Source organism: Lactobacillus sp. UCMA15818 (assembly GCF_030400225.1).
Taxonomy (GTDB): Bacteria; Bacillota; Bacilli; order Lactobacillales; family Lactobacillaceae; genus Liquorilactobacillus.
Genome location: NZ_VJYB01000004.1, coordinates 60,973 through 75,442, shown reverse-complemented (window position 1 = coordinate 75,442; position 14,470 = coordinate 60,973). Strand labels below are relative to the sequence as shown.

At 36.3% G+C, this 14,470-nt stretch carries 9 protein-coding genes and 1 CRISPR repeat array; all 9 genes read left to right on the top strand.

Going from position 1 to position 14,470, the window contains the following annotated elements; translation table 11 throughout:
* The first annotated feature begins 234 nt into the window (after positions 1-234).
* The 9 genes from cas9 to FFX44_RS06715 all read left to right on the top strand — a co-directional run bounded on the left by cas9 (position 235) and on the right by FFX44_RS06715 (position 14,243).
* Entirely contained in the window at positions 235-3,753 is a 3,519-nt protein-coding gene (gene cas9 / locus FFX44_RS06755; protein ID WP_289979153.1) for a type II CRISPR RNA-guided endonuclease Cas9, read from the top strand.
* A gap of 233 nt (positions 3,754-3,986) precedes the next feature.
* The gene (gene cas1 / locus FFX44_RS06750; protein WP_289979152.1) at positions 3,987-4,874 is read left to right on the top strand and encodes a type II CRISPR-associated endonuclease Cas1; all 888 of its coding nucleotides are present in this window, start codon (positions 3,987-3,989) and stop codon (positions 4,872-4,874) included.
* Positions 4,864-5,184, top strand: coding sequence for a CRISPR-associated endonuclease Cas2 (cas2, locus tag FFX44_RS06745; protein ID WP_289979150.1), 321 nt, complete (start codon positions 4,864-4,866; stop codon positions 5,182-5,184). The genes cas1 and cas2 overlap by 11 nt, the downstream gene beginning before the upstream one ends.
* Entirely contained in the window at positions 5,181-6,212 is a 1,032-nt protein-coding gene (gene csn2-St, locus FFX44_RS06740) for a CRISPR-associated protein Csn2-St (RefSeq protein ID WP_289979148.1), read from the top strand. Before cas2 ends, csn2-St begins: the two co-directional genes overlap by 4 nt.
* Positions 6,213-6,282: 70 nt before the next feature.
* Positions 6,283-7,110: a CRISPR direct-repeat array (repeat unit 36 nt; unit sequence GTTTTTGCACTCTCAACATTTTCCTATCAGTAAAAC).
* A 116-nt stretch (positions 7,111-7,226) separates the two neighbouring features.
* On the top strand, positions 7,227-9,035 hold the full coding sequence (locus FFX44_RS06735) for a sigma-54-dependent Fis family transcriptional regulator (protein WP_289979147.1): 1,809 nt from the start codon (positions 7,227-7,229) through the stop codon (positions 9,033-9,035).
* Positions 9,036-9,563: 528 nt separating this feature from the next.
* Entirely contained in the window at positions 9,564-10,904 is a 1,341-nt protein-coding gene (gene lpdA, locus FFX44_RS06730) for a dihydrolipoyl dehydrogenase (protein ID WP_289979146.1), read from the top strand.
* Between the two features lie 73 nt (positions 10,905-10,977).
* Complete coding sequence (locus FFX44_RS06725) at positions 10,978-11,946, top strand: thiamine pyrophosphate-dependent dehydrogenase E1 component subunit alpha (RefSeq protein ID WP_289979145.1); 969 nt, start codon at positions 10,978-10,980, stop codon at positions 11,944-11,946.
* 25 nt (positions 11,947-11,971) lie between these two features.
* Positions 11,972-13,003: an alpha-ketoacid dehydrogenase subunit beta gene (locus tag FFX44_RS06720; protein ID WP_289979144.1), complete on the top strand. Its 1,032-nt coding sequence runs from the start codon at positions 11,972-11,974 to the stop codon at positions 13,001-13,003.
* Positions 13,004-13,016: 13 nt separating this feature from the next.
* Positions 13,017-14,243 (top strand): dihydrolipoamide acetyltransferase family protein, encoded by a 1,227-nt coding sequence (locus FFX44_RS06715; RefSeq protein WP_289979143.1) that lies wholly within the window; start codon positions 13,017-13,019, stop codon positions 14,241-14,243.
* Positions 14,244-14,470 lie beyond the last annotated feature (227 nt).

The following is a 14,470-nucleotide window of genomic DNA, read 5'->3' as shown; positions in this document are numbered from 1 at the left end:
CTAACTTCGAATTACTCATGGCAAAAAAGCACCTCCAAAACTTGATTTACACGTCCAAGTTTTGTAAGGCACTTCACTTATGGCACACTCCCATAATTATTTTATACCTATAAAGTTATTGAAAATAATTAAGAATAAAAATTGAGAAAATTTATTTTTAATTATTTAAATTAATAATCATTATTTCAACAAAATATGATAAAATATATTAAAAATGTGGTGGAGGGATAAACTGTGGCAAAGTATAGTGTGGGATTGGATATAGGTATTGCATCTGTAGGATGGTCGATTGTTGATGCTGAAAAAAAAGAAATTGTTGATTTAGGTAGTCGTATATTTTCATCAGGGAATGCAGCAGCTAATCAAGAACGACGTAGCTTTAGGGGGACAAGACGGCTGATTAGACGACGAAAAAATAGATTAGCAGATGTAATGAACTTTTTGGGAGAAAAAAATTTTGTAGATACCAAAGTAGTAGATAGAAGTGGACACACACATTATGAAATTTCAGTAAATAATACTGAAGTCCCTTATAAAACCCGCGTTAAAGGCTTGTCCGAAAGGCTAACAAAGCAGGAACTTGTTATTGCACTTTATCATATTGTCAAACATCGGGGGATTTCTTATGATTTAGGTGATTTGGAAGATGATGGAACAAGTGGTGTGACTGATTATAAGGCTTCAATCAATATTAATCGCCAATTGTTAACTAAAGAAACAATTGGTCAAATACAACTGGAAAGATTAAATGAATTCGGTAAAGTCCGTGGACAGGTAAAAAAAGATGAAAATGTAACTTTACTAAATGTCTTTCCTTCATCGGCATATGTCAAAGAAGCTACACAAATTTTGACAAAGCAAAGAGAATTTTATCCAGAAATTACTGATGATTTTATTGCAAAGTTTATGACATTTATTACCCGTAAGAGAGATTATTTTGTTGGACCTGGAAATGAAAAATCCCGTACAGATTATGGAATTTATAAAAAAGATGGGAGAACACTAGATAATCTTTTTGATGAGCTTATAGGAACAGATAAGACCAACGGAGAAAAAAGAGCATCAGCATCAAGTGTAACTGCGCAGATATATAATATGCTTAATGATCTGAATAATTTAACAGTACCAAATACAGAAGATGGGAAGCTGACAACTCAAACAAAAAAAGAAATCCTTGAAACAGCTAAAATTACAAATGGTTTGTTTGGAATAACTCAAATTTGTAAAATCATAGGTTGCAAAAAAGATGATATTAAAGGGTTTCGAATTGAAAAAGCTGAAAAGCCAATTATGCATACACTCTCTGGTTATCGAAAATTTCGTAAAGAACTTGCTAAGGTTAATATAGAAGCAAATGATTTGGATATTAATTTAGTTAACAGGGTCGCTGATGTTTTGACACTTAATACTGAAAAAGCTGAAATTCGCAAGCAATTAGAAAAAAGTAATGTGGTGAACATCCCTAATGAGATAAAAGAAATTATTATCAACAAAAATAAGGAATTTCTAGTAGATGGTCGGGCAACATGGCATAGTTTTTCCTATAAAACACTTAATTTACTTATACCAGAATTATTGAATACATCTGAAGAACAGATGACTATTTTGACACGTTTGGGACTGGTAAAGCCCAATAATGAAAAATATAAAGGCCTCAAGAATATCCCTGCGCGAAGAATTACAGAAGATATATATAACCCTGTAGTTGCTAAAGCTACTCGTGAAGCTGTTAATGTTTTTAACGCAATTACTAAGCAAATAGGTCGCAATAATATTAAGGATGTCGTTATTGAACTACCACGTGAAGATAACGAGGCAGATATCAAAAAGGGTATTGTCAAAAGGCAGAAGCAAAATGAAGTAGAAAAAGAAGCTGCTGATGCATTAGTTAAACAACAGATGACGATATCAGATAGTGCATTAGTTGCACAGTATCATAAAATCAGGGGACTATCACAGAAAGTACGATACTGGTATCAACAGGACACAGTTTGCCCTTATTGTGGCAAGAAAATTGAGGCTGTCCAATTAATCAACAATAATGATAGTTTTGAAGTTGATCATGTTGTACCAATCTCGGTTAGTTTTGATGATTCTCAAAACAATAAAGCTTTGGTACATAGTCAGTGCAACCAGGCAAAAGGGAAACAAACACCACTCGGTTGGTTAAATAATGGCGGTGGCTTCGGACAAAATAAAACTGAGTATATTGCTAGGGTAAGAGCAAATAAGAATTATGCAAAAAATAAAATTGATAATCTATTGAATGACGCAGATCTTAATGATATTAGTACACAGCGCGGCTTCATCCAGCGTAATCTTAACGATACACGATATGCTTCACGGATTGTACTTGATGAACTTTATTCATTTTTTAAATCAAACAACCTACCAACAAAAGTTAAAGTAGTACGTGGTAAATGGACATCACAGATGCGTAAGAAATGGAACGGAGTAGGTGGATTGAAGAAAACGCGTGACACATATCATCATCATGCGATTGATGCTAGTATTATTGCTAGTTTTCCATTATTAAAGGTATTTGATAAGGCTGTAAAGTTAATTGATATTGATAGGGAAACAGGAGAAATTCTGCAAGATAAAGAAGCAATCAAAATCGCACAGGAAGCTAAGTTATTAGAGAAAATAGCAGTCATTCAAAATGGAAAATTTGAAGAGCTTATTGATGAACTTTATGATTTTCCACTCTTTAAACAAGTGGAGTTAGCAAATGATATTACTAATCCAGAGAATCCTGTAAAATTCAGTCATCATGTTGACAAAAAAGCTAATCGTACAGTTGCAAATCAGACAATTTATGGTACTCGAATTAAAGAAAAAGAAATAAATAAACGTGGCAAAATGGAAAAAAAACAAGAGAGATATATTTTAGGTACAATTAAGAATATTTATGATATTGCTAGTTTTACAAGTTTTAAGAAGTTATACGACAAGATGAGTAAAAACGGTGATATCAAGTTTTTAATGCAGAAAAACGATCCGAAGACATGGGAAAAATTAGTTGATGTACTCAATTCTTATCCTGATTCAGAAGAAGTTACGCAAGTGGATGGAAAAGTCAAGAGAGTTACAGTTTCACCGTTTGAGCTTTATCGTCGTGAGAATGGTTTTATCACAAAATATGCTAAGCATAATGATGGACCTAAAGTAGTAAGTATAAGATATTATGATTCAAAGATTGGAAGTCATATTGATATTACGCCTAAAAATGCGAAAAATAATGTTGTTTTGCAAAGCCTAAAGCCGTGGAGAACAGATGTCTATTTTAATTCAGAAACTCAGCAATATGAGTTACTGGGGTTAAAATATTCAGATCTAAAATTCACAAATGGTACTTATGGGATTACTGATGATGCATATGAGAAATTAAAGAATAGTGTAAGCGAAGATGGTGAAACAGCGTGGAAACCAATCGGTAAAAATAGTGAATTTAGATTTAGTTTGTATCGAAATAATCGAGTAAGGGTTGTTGATGAAAAAGGGGAATCAATCGAATTATTATTTGCCTCTAGAACAACAAGTAATGAGGGATATGTTGAATTGAAACCAATTCATAAGGCTAAATTTGATAGTAAGGAAGAAGTTGGCTTCTATGGTCAAATGGCTCCAAGTGGCCAATTCGTTAAAAAAATGGCTAGAGCGGAATATAAACTCTATAAAGTAAATACAGATGTTCTTGGAAATTTATATTACGTTACAAAAGAGTCAGATAAGCCGAAGTTAAATTTATAGAGAAAAAATATTTTGTAACAATTGTAAAAGTTTATTTATTATGTTAGAATTGACTTGCAGTTGACGAACTGCTGTACTCGACGGAGTGCATATTCAATTGTTTTATTGATAGGAAAATGATTGAGAATCTGCAAAGATAAGGCTTTATGCCGAAATTACTGCCTTTTTGGCAGTTTTTTTTTACTTAAATTATAAGAAACAAGAAAGGAGTTAAAATGACTTGGAGAAACATAATGGTGAAGGATGGAGATTATCTTCGTCTGAAGTTAGATAATTTACAAATTGAAAAGGCTGGGCAAAAATATATTGTACCACTCTCTGATATTGCTACTGTCACGTTGGAAGGTAAGATTTTAACATTGACGACTAGATTATTATCAAAGTTTGCACAGTATAATATAGCTGTGATTGTTTGCGATAATAAGTATGTTCCTTGTGGAATCTACATGGGTTTTGGACAATATCACAGAACTGCAAAAAGAAATTTGGAACAAGTGGCATGGAGCAGTGAATTACGAAAAAAAGCATGGACAAAAATAATCGAACAAAAGCTGATTAATCAGAGAACTGTTCTGAGTGCATACGAGGTTGATACAGATAGAGTTGATAAAATGCAGGAATTAATTGAGAACATTCAGTTTGCAGATATCACTAATCGTGAAGGTCACGCTGCTAAAGTTTATTTTAATAGTCTATATGGTAAAGATTTTACTCGTGAAAGAGATTGTTTAGAAAATGGTGCAATGAATTATGGCTATACAATAATTAGAGCTTATATGGCGAGGTTGGTATCAAGCTTAGGGTTGATTCCAACTCTAGGTGTTTTTCATCGTAATGAATTTAATTCGTTTAATTTAGTAGATGATTTAATGGAACCATTTAGACCTTTGATGGATTGGTATATTTTAGACAAAATTCTACCTAATTACCCGAAATATCTTAGTTGGGAAATACGATGTGAGCTAATTAATTTTTTGAATCAGCCCTATATTCATAAGGGAAGAAAAACAACGATTGATTTAGTTATGTTGGATTATGTTAATTCGTTTATTAAGATGATGCAAGGAAAGAACAAAGAATTATTGGTAATAACATTGGAGGGAATGAGAGGTGTACAATAAATTGCGATTAATTTGTTTTTTTGATTTACCAATGGTATCAAAAGTAGAGTTGAGACGCTATCGAGTATTTCGTAAGCGGTTAATTGAGTTAGGCTTTGTGATGCTTCAAGAATCTGTTTATGTACGTACGCTACCTAATAGAAGTCAACTTAAAAAATATGAAGATCAACTAAAAAAGGTCACTCCTTATAATGGATTAGTTGAATTAATGTATGTTTCTGAGAAGCAATTTAATGATCGCTGCTTTTTAACCGGGGAAAAAGCTCCGCAAGAAGTAGCAGTTGGCAATAATAAGATGGTAATTATATGAAAGTAGAGATTGAAGATAATAAATTTATTGAGTTTGATGAAGCTGACATATTGTTCTTTTATGGTCAGAATCAGAAGATGGCCCAAGATTTTGTTAGAAGTTTGAAAAGATTTGCAAATAAAAAAGCTTTGACAGATTTGGAAGAACTAGTCTATGGTGAAAATGGAATTGAAATTTATCGAAACAATCAACTTCTGAAAGCAGGTTCTATTAATATTCATTTCTTAAAAGACGGTTCTTCACTCTTCGAAGAAGTAAGTTTTGAGAAAAATAGTTTAATGACAGAGTATCTGGCGACTCTAGCTGAAAATATGGATATAAATATTGAACTTCAGAAAATTGAAAACCATTTATTGAAAATTGAGTCCATATTTAATCAACATCTCGAAAAAGTATCGAATAATATTTCTTCAAATTTATCCAGTTTGACATACACAGAGTTATTGAAGAATAATATATTTTTATCTTATGCATCCGGAAGTCATAATTTTCCGCTAGAAATGATGGATGCCAATGAGTTTGTAGATGAGTACTTAGCCTTGTTAGAGAAAAACTTAGAAAATACGCCTAAGGAAACTTGGATTACTTTAGTTAACTTGGCAAGCTTCTTAACAGTTGAAAAAATTCAAGTATTGATAGATGGATTGATACGGTTGGCAGAAGAAACAAGGCTAATTCACATATTTATAATTAGTCAGATACCATTAAGGATAAATTATCGACCGGATGATATTTCCAATACGATTATTTTGGCAGATGAATTGTGTCAGATGCCTGATTTTGATAGTTTTAGAAATAGCATAGAAAGTCACTATCCTGGGAATATAGATATAACTGATAATCAACTTTGTCAAAATTTTTACGAGATTGCGGCATATATTGGTAAGAATTGTATTATAACTGGAAAATCTTATCAAGATATTGTATTGTTAAAGGTGCTAAATGAAATTTTGGGATTCGAGGTGTCTGGTCTTACTTATAACCTCAAAGAGCTTACAAATGCAGAACGTGCCTATCTTGATTCTTGAAAATTGACGAATTTTTAGGAATAGAAGATACAGTTTTGTAAGACAAAAAAGTAATAATTTTCAATTTGAGGTTTTTGCACTCTCAACATTTTCCTATCAGTAAAACTCAATCAGAACTTAAGGCTCCTAAAAATCAGTTTTTGCACTCTCAACATTTTCCTATCAGTAAAACATTGTGAAGTGTAGAATTGAAGAGCCGTCAGTTTTTGCACTCTCAACATTTTCCTATCAGTAAAACATCTTATCAAGACATATTCCAATGAGGGAGGTTTTTGCACTCTCAACATTTTCCTATCAGTAAAACATCACAGCTAGTTAGTTCAAATCTAGGATGGTTTTTGCACTCTCAACATTTTCCTATCAGTAAAACAATATCAATAGCCTTACAGGTTTACCCGCTGTTTTTGCACTCTCAACATTTTCCTATCAGTAAAACTTCGATTCCTCCAAGCTCCATTGAAATGAGGTTTTTGCACTCTCAACATTTTCCTATCAGTAAAACAATGAACCCAAAGACTGAACTTAATCCACTGTTTTTGCACTCTCAACATTTTCCTATCAGTAAAACCTATAAAGAAAATATCTCTTTCCCTGATATGTTTTTGCACTCTCAACATTTTCCTATCAGTAAAACGTTGGATATTGTAAATGTTAAAACGATAGCGTTTTTGCACTCTCAACATTTTCCTATCAGTAAAACACATCTCTCTAGCAATGTTTTGAGTGGTAAGTTTTTGCACTCTCAACATTTTCCTATCAGTAAAACTAATGGATTAATTGATTTACCAATCCGAGTGTTTTTGCACTCTCAACATTTTCCTATCAGTAAAACTTGCCTCCCGTTTTCCTTGTGGCTCATATAGTTTTTGCACTCTCAACATTTTCCTATCAGTAAAACTTCTGATCCACCGCTGGAAATAAGCTTAATCATAAAAATCTAAAAAGTAGTAATAAAAGCGGTTTCATATATAATGTAGGTGAGAATTCTTTTTTGTTTTGAATAGGGGTGAGCATATGCAGAACCAACAGTTATGGGAAAATTTTATTACGGGAAATCAATTGGCTGCCGACACATTAGATACTAAGATTGCAGAATCATGGAAATCTTGCTTGCAAGCAGAGGTTGATCCGTATCTTATTAAGCCGCAAAAGATTCTTTCAGCGGCAGAGTTGTTTAATAAGCAGCAGCAATACGGCAAACTGATTGAAGTGGTCAGAGAACAGATCAAAATGGTTGAGGTTAATTTTATCCTAGAGAAGCCAGTCTTTATTTTGACCGACGAAACGGGGAATATTTTATGGCGTGCTGGTAATTTGCAAGCCCAAGAACATGCAAATGAGTTCTATTTTAGAGAAGGAACAATGTGGACAGAACTCAATGTTGGAACGAATGCAATTGGAATTGCCATACGTACTAAACGAGATGAGCATGTTACTTCAGATGAACATTATGCTTATGCTTCAAGACAATGGAGTTGCTCTGCATCCCCCATTCTAGACGAAGAAGGCAACGTTCTAGGTGTTTTAGATATTTCAACGTTACACAATGATTCAGCCAAGGATGCTTTATTATTGCTGACACTACTGACGCAACGGATATCAAACATTTTGATTCGTGAAGAACTCGAACGACGCAAAGAGCTGTTACAATATTGTGTATTACATCAGCCTAATGAGCTTTTATGTGATACGCATTTCAAACTCGTCAGTATACCTGAAAAAGATAGTGAACACTTTGAACTTGGAAGTGATATTCATAATTATATTGATGCAAAAACAATTTATAAAAGTGAGAAGATATGTTTTAAGAACAGACTAATTGGTTATAAAATGCATATTTTTACCAAATCACCGCAGTCAAACAAGGCCTATTATCCCGGTGTACCGACTGCCAACAAAGCCTATAGCCAGTTTTTGAAACGTGTTTTGAAATTCGCAGGCAGTAATTTACCAATTCATCTTTTTGGTGAGTCTGGTACGGGAAAAGAAGTATTGGCGCGGACAATCCATTATAACAGTGCCATTGAAGATGGCCCGTTAGTAGCTATTAACTGTGGAGCCTTAAATCAGGATTTGCTTGAAAGCGAGCTTTTTGGTTATGCTCCGGGGGCATTTACGGGTTCTAACGCTAAGGGTCAGAAGGGAAAGATTGAACAAGCAGATGGTGGAACATTGTTTTTAGATGAAATTGAAAGTATGTCTATGAGAATGCAGACTGCCTTATTGCGTGTTATTGAAGAGAAGAGAATCATACCAATTAATGGGGAATCACGTAAAGTTTCTTTTCGTTTAGTAACTGCTAGTAACCGTGATTTACGGGTTTTGGTTCAGCAAAAGAAGTTTCGCGAGGATCTCTTTTACCGAATTTACGTCTGTCCAGTCCAGATTCCGCCTTTACGTGAGCGAAAGGAAGATATTAGACAGTTAATTGCGGCTTTTTGTAAGAAAAAGAAATGGGAACTAAGCTGGCAAGACGAGCTGTATAGTATCAGTTGTACCTACTCTTGGGATGGAAATATCCGAGAGTTTAACAATTTTTTGGAAAGGCTGTATCTTTTTTATGAATTACAGCAGCCAACGGACACACAAATCAGGCAGCTGATAGAAGCGGGGATGCTATTCTCTGGTATTCAAGGAAAAGCAGCAGATACTTTTTTGGGTACTGCTAAGCATGGTCTGTCACTTAAAAGCAAATCAGAGGAAGCACAAAAATTACAGCAGGTGTTGGAGCAGAATCATTATCATGTTAGTAAAACAGCGGCTGAATTATGTATCTCACGGACAACTTTATATCGTAAGATGAAAAAATATGGGCTTAGGTAGTGAACAGAGTGATTGAAGCAATAGTTACAAAACGTTTCATTTATAACACTATGTTCAATAATATTGATACAACGATTAGTGGCAGTAATAATTGAAAATCAGGCAAGTTTAAGCAGTCATACATTTTCTAGTAAATTATCTATATTTAAACTCAAAAGAAGAGGCGGGATCAAAAATAAAATTTTGATCTGGTCTTTTTTTGATTCCGAATAAATGTATCCCATAAGTCAAAAATAACTACTTAACTCCAAATTACGCATAGTAAATTCTATGCGATGTTCGTAATTTGTGTTAGCACACCACTTTTACCACCTGATATCAGATTCTTTTAAAAGTAAAAACAGCAGTTTTAGGCAAAGTAGTTAGCGTATTAAGTCAAAATTAAAATAAAAAGATAATGGTAATTTTTAGTACTAATACTAATTTAATTATCCAGTGAATGAGATAGCCACACGGAAATTATTGGCATGAAATTTGCTTATAAATAAGTGAGAGTCAAGAAATTTTTTGTAAAGGGGGAAACATTTTATGGCAAGTTATGATGTTGCAGTTGTTGGAGCAGGCCCAGGCGGTTACATTGCAGCGATCCATGCTGCTCAACTAGGCAAGAAAGTAGTTGTAATTGAGAAGAAAGATATTGGTGGTGTTTGTTTAAACGTTGGCTGTATTCCATCCAAGAGTTACTTGAAACACAGCCATTGGGCACTGGCTGCTAAGGAGGCCAGCCGATTTGGAATGGCAATGGAAATAAAGGAAGTTGATTTTCCTAAATTAGTTAAACGCAAAGATCGTGTAGTAACAACTTTGCAAGGCGGAATTAGACAGTTATTTAAGGCAAATCGAATTACGTATGTTGAGGGGGAAGCTTCGTTAACTAAGGAACACCAGCTAAGTGTTGATGGCAAGACAATCGCTGCAAAAGATATTCTTCTAGCGACAGGCGGGCATCCCTTTGTTCCACCGATTAATGGAATTGACAAAGTAAAGTATCTAACCACTGATACCTTTTTTCAGATGACTGCTCTTCCGCAAAAACTGGTTATTATTGGCGGCGGAATTATTGCAGTTGAGCTTGCGTTTGCAATGCAACCATTGGGTGTTGCGGTCACGCTGCTTGAGGTCGCACCAGATATTTTATTGACTGAAGATGAAGAGGCACGGGCAATCATTAAACAAAAATTACAGAAGATGGGAATTACTGTTAAGGCAGGCGTTACGATCAAGCAAGTTATGTCTAAAGAAGTTCAGTTGACTGACGGCACTTATGAGTTCGATCAGTTGCTAGTTGCAACTGGTCGCAGAGCCAACCTTGAGTTAGCCAAAAGGGGCGGAATTGCATTAGATGAAGGCCAGCGTTTTGTCAAAGTCGACTACCATTACCAAACAAGTCTGCCGCACATTTATGCAATTGGTGATTTGATTGGTGGGTATCAGTTAGCACATGCAGCTAGTGCGGAAGGTCTCAGCGCGGTGGATGCAATCTGTGGTAAGAAACAAGTATCGATAGCACAGCGCTACATTCCACGCTGTCTGTATACGGATCCTGAAGTTGCAAGCTTTGGGCTGAGTGAGGCACAAGCTGTAGAAAAGGGATTTGATGTTGTTGTCAAGAGTGCGCCATATGCGAGTAATGGCAAGGCAATTGCCAGTGAAGAAACAGCAGGTTTTGTGAAAATCATCAGTGAAAAGAAATATCATGAAATTCTTGGGGCAGTTATCGTTGGCGGTAATGCGACTGAAATGATTCATACTATTTTAGCTGTTAGCAAAGCAGAAGGGACAGTTGATGAGTTGGACGACGTTGTTTTTGCCCACCCAACTCTTTCAGAACTAACAGGTGAAGTTGCTCACGCGTTGGAAAACAGTTAAGAAAAAGATTTTGGAGACGAGAAGGTTTAAGGCAAAGTCAATCTTACTTTAATGACATGAGGAGGCAATAAAAATGGAGAAATTATCAAAGGAACGTGCAGAATGGATCTATAAGAAAATGAACGATATTCGTAACTTTGAAGATGAGGTGCATCGGATTTTTTCAACAGGTTCTATTCCAGGCTTTGTGCATTTGTACGCGGGCGAAGAAGCAATTGCAACAGGTGTTTGCGCACATTTGACGGATAAGGACTACATTACCAGTACTCATCGTGGACATGGACATTGTATTGCAAAGGGCTGTGATTTAGATAAAATGATGGCTGAAATTTACGGAAAAGAAACAGGATTGTGCAAAGGCAAGGGTGGGTCAATGCATATTGCCGATATTGACAAGGGAATGTTAGGCGCTAACGGAATGGTTGGCGGTGGTTTTCCAATTGCGATTGGGGCCGCTTTGCGTAACAAATATTTAAAGACGAATGATGTTGCCGTTTGTTTCTTCGGCGATGGGGCTGCTAATGAGGGTACTTTCCATGAGAGTATTAATATGGCGTCTATCTGGAAGCTACCCGTTGTGTTTGTAAATGAAAATAATTCATATGGTGAGGCTACTCCGCAGATTTATTCTTCGGGTTCTAAGAGAATTGCTGATCGTGCACCAGCTTATGGCATTCCAGGAGAAACAATTGATGGGAAAGACTTAGTGGCTGTTTACGAGGCAGCAGGTAAAGCAATTGATCGTGCACGTAGGGGTGAAGGACCGACATTGATTGAGTGCATAACTTACCGTAATTATGGACACTTTGAAGGCGATGAGCAGAAGTACAAAGCCAAAGAGGGACCAGAAAAAGCATTGGCAGAGCGTGACAGCCTTCCAGAATTTCGGGAATATGCAACTGCCGAGAAACTATTGAGTGCTCAAAAAGCAGATCAAATTGAACAGACTTCAATTCAAGACATTGAACATGCAATCAAGTTCGCTGAGGAGAGTCCTATTCCAAAACCTGAATCCTTGTACGAAAATGTTTTTGTTGATTAAACAGAAATAGGAAGGAGAATGCAATATGGCTAGACGAATAACATTTATGAAAGCAATCAATGAAGGCTTGGACATGGCAATGGAAAAGGATGATCGGGTTATCCTTTTAGGTGAAGACATTGCAGGTGGAGCTAAAGTTGAGCATTTAGCAAAGGAAAATGAAGATGCTTGGGGTGGCGTGTTTGGTGTAACCAAAGGCCTGATGCCTAAATATGGACGTGAACGAGTGATTGATACACCAATTTCTGAAATGGGATATATGGGAGCTACAGTCGGAGCTGCAGCAACCGGTTTACGACCTGTTCCAGAATTAATGTTCAATGATTTCATTGGTTTTTGTTTAGATACTCTTTTGGCACAGGGGTCTAAGATGCGCTACATGTTCGGTGGCAAAGCTAAGATTCCAATGACGATCCGGACCTGTCATGGGGCAGGCGCGAGTGCAGCTGCACAACACTCAGGTTCTTATTATGGAATACTGGCTTCAATTCCAGGAATCAAGGTAGTTGTTCCTTCTAATCCGTATGATGCAAAGGGATTACTGATAGCTGCAATTGAGGATGATAATGTGGTTGTTTTCTCGGAAGACAAAACACTTTATGGCATCAAGGATGAGGTACCAGAAGAATATTATAAAGTTGAAATTGGTAAAGCAAAAATTAAGCGTGAAGGAACAGACTTGACGATTGTAACGATTGGTAAAATGCTCTATGTTGCCTTAGAAGTTGCGGATCGATTGGCTAAGGATGGAGTTGAAGTCGAAGTAATTGATCTTATTACAGTTGCGCCTTGGGACCAAGAAACAGTTATTAATTCGGTTAAGAAAACAGGACGTTTGATAATAATTGATGAAGCTAATCCACACAACAACACAGCAACGGATATTGCCTCAGTTGTAGGAGACCAAGCATTTGATTATTTAGATGGACCAATCAAAAAGGTTTGTGCACCAAATACACCGGTCCCATTTGCAACTAATTTGGAACAATTATATTTGCCTAATGCAGATCGGGTAATTGAGACAGCAGCAGAGTTGATCGACGATTTGAAGAAATGAAGGGGGTGTTAGCATGGCAACAGAGATCATAATGCCAAAACTTGGTCTGACTATGACAGAAGGAACAGTCTATGAATGGGTCAAAAATGAGGGTGATGAAGTCAAGAAAGGCGATATCGTTGCGTCAATTAATTCTGAAAAACTGACTGCCGATGTTGATGCTCCTGTTGACGGAACACTGATCAAAATAGTGGTGCATGAGGGTGAGGATGCAAAGTGTAAGGACCCAATTGGTTATATTGGAGTTACTGGAGAAAAAGTTGGTGAGGAAGAAGCAACAGCAAAAGTTCCAGCAGAAGCAGAAGCTAAGGATGCAAAACAGGATGAACAGGTACAGGTCAATGAACAGCCTGTAACAGTACAACAGAACAACAACGATAAAGGACGTGTTTTTGTCACACCACTGGCACGTAAAATAGCTGCAGAAAAAGGCTTTGATTACCATCAGGTCAAGGAAACTGGCGGCAATGGGCGAGTAACCAGACGAGACGTTGAAAATTATGTTCCGACACAACAGCCAGCCGGAGCAAGTATTGTGACACATGCGACAGCAGGAGTTGGATTAACAGGAATGCGTCAAATTATTGCTCAGCGGATGATGAGCAGTCTGCAGAATACAGCACAGGTTACCTTGCAACTTAAAGCGGATATTACAAATCTAATGTCTTTCAGGAAAGATTTGCAACAGAAGGTAAATCGGCCTTTAGTTGATGGTCAGTTAAGCTTGACAACACTTGTAACTAAAGCTGTCATTTTGGCATTGAAGGATACGCCGGAAATGAATGCTTGGTATCATGATGGTCAATACGAGAAAGTGACAGCTGTTAACATCGGAATGGCAGTTGCTGTTGCTAATGGGTTGGTAGTGCCAGTAGTTAAATCAGCAGATTCAATGACATTAACAGAATTAGGCAGATCCTTGAACACGGTAATAACTGATGCACGTGAAGGTACATTGGGAAGCAGTGCTTACAGTGATGGGACATTTACAATCAGTAATTTAGGCAAGAGCGGAGTTGAGTACTTTACACCAGTTATTAATCAGCCAGAGATTGGTATCTTGGGAGTAGGAACATTACTGAAAGAACTTGCTCTTGGTGATGATGATCAGATCAAGCAACTGCTTAAATTACCATTAAGTCTAACCTTTGATCATCAAATCATTGATGGGGCACCAGCTGCAGACTTTTTGGCAAAAATCGTTTCTTATTTAGAAGACCCATATACGTTGATATTGTAACTAAAATGATAGAGAAACAAAGAATAACTTGTGGATCATAATGTAACAAAAAAGTTAGCTGCATTATATTTTGGCTTTAGATGATGATAGGGCTGGATCAAAAGTTAAATTTTGATTCGGTTCCTCTATTTATTCCGTATAAACGTGTTTCATAAGTCAAAACTCTCCGTCTAACTTCAAATTACTCATAGCAAAGTCCTGCTATGTTCGTAATTTCGAGTTAGTAC

Coding starts and splice junctions, on each gene's coding strand:
- cas1 (WP_289979152.1), top strand. CDS start 3,987: ATGGTGAAGGATGGAGATTATCTTCGTCTGAAGTTAGATAATTTACAA.
- csn2-St (WP_289979148.1), top strand. CDS start 5,181: ATGAAAGTAGAGATTGAAGATAATAAATTTATTGAGTTTGATGAAGCT.
- FFX44_RS06735 (WP_289979147.1), top strand. CDS start 7,227: ATGCAGAACCAACAGTTATGGGAAAATTTTATTACGGGAAATCAATTG.
- lpdA (WP_289979146.1), top strand. CDS start 9,564: ATGGCAAGTTATGATGTTGCAGTTGTTGGAGCAGGCCCAGGCGGTTAC.
- FFX44_RS06725 (WP_289979145.1), top strand. CDS start 10,978: ATGGAGAAATTATCAAAGGAACGTGCAGAATGGATCTATAAGAAAATG.
- FFX44_RS06720 (WP_289979144.1), top strand. CDS start 11,972: ATGGCTAGACGAATAACATTTATGAAAGCAATCAATGAAGGCTTGGAC.
- FFX44_RS06715 (WP_289979143.1), top strand. CDS start 13,017: ATGGCAACAGAGATCATAATGCCAAAACTTGGTCTGACTATGACAGAA.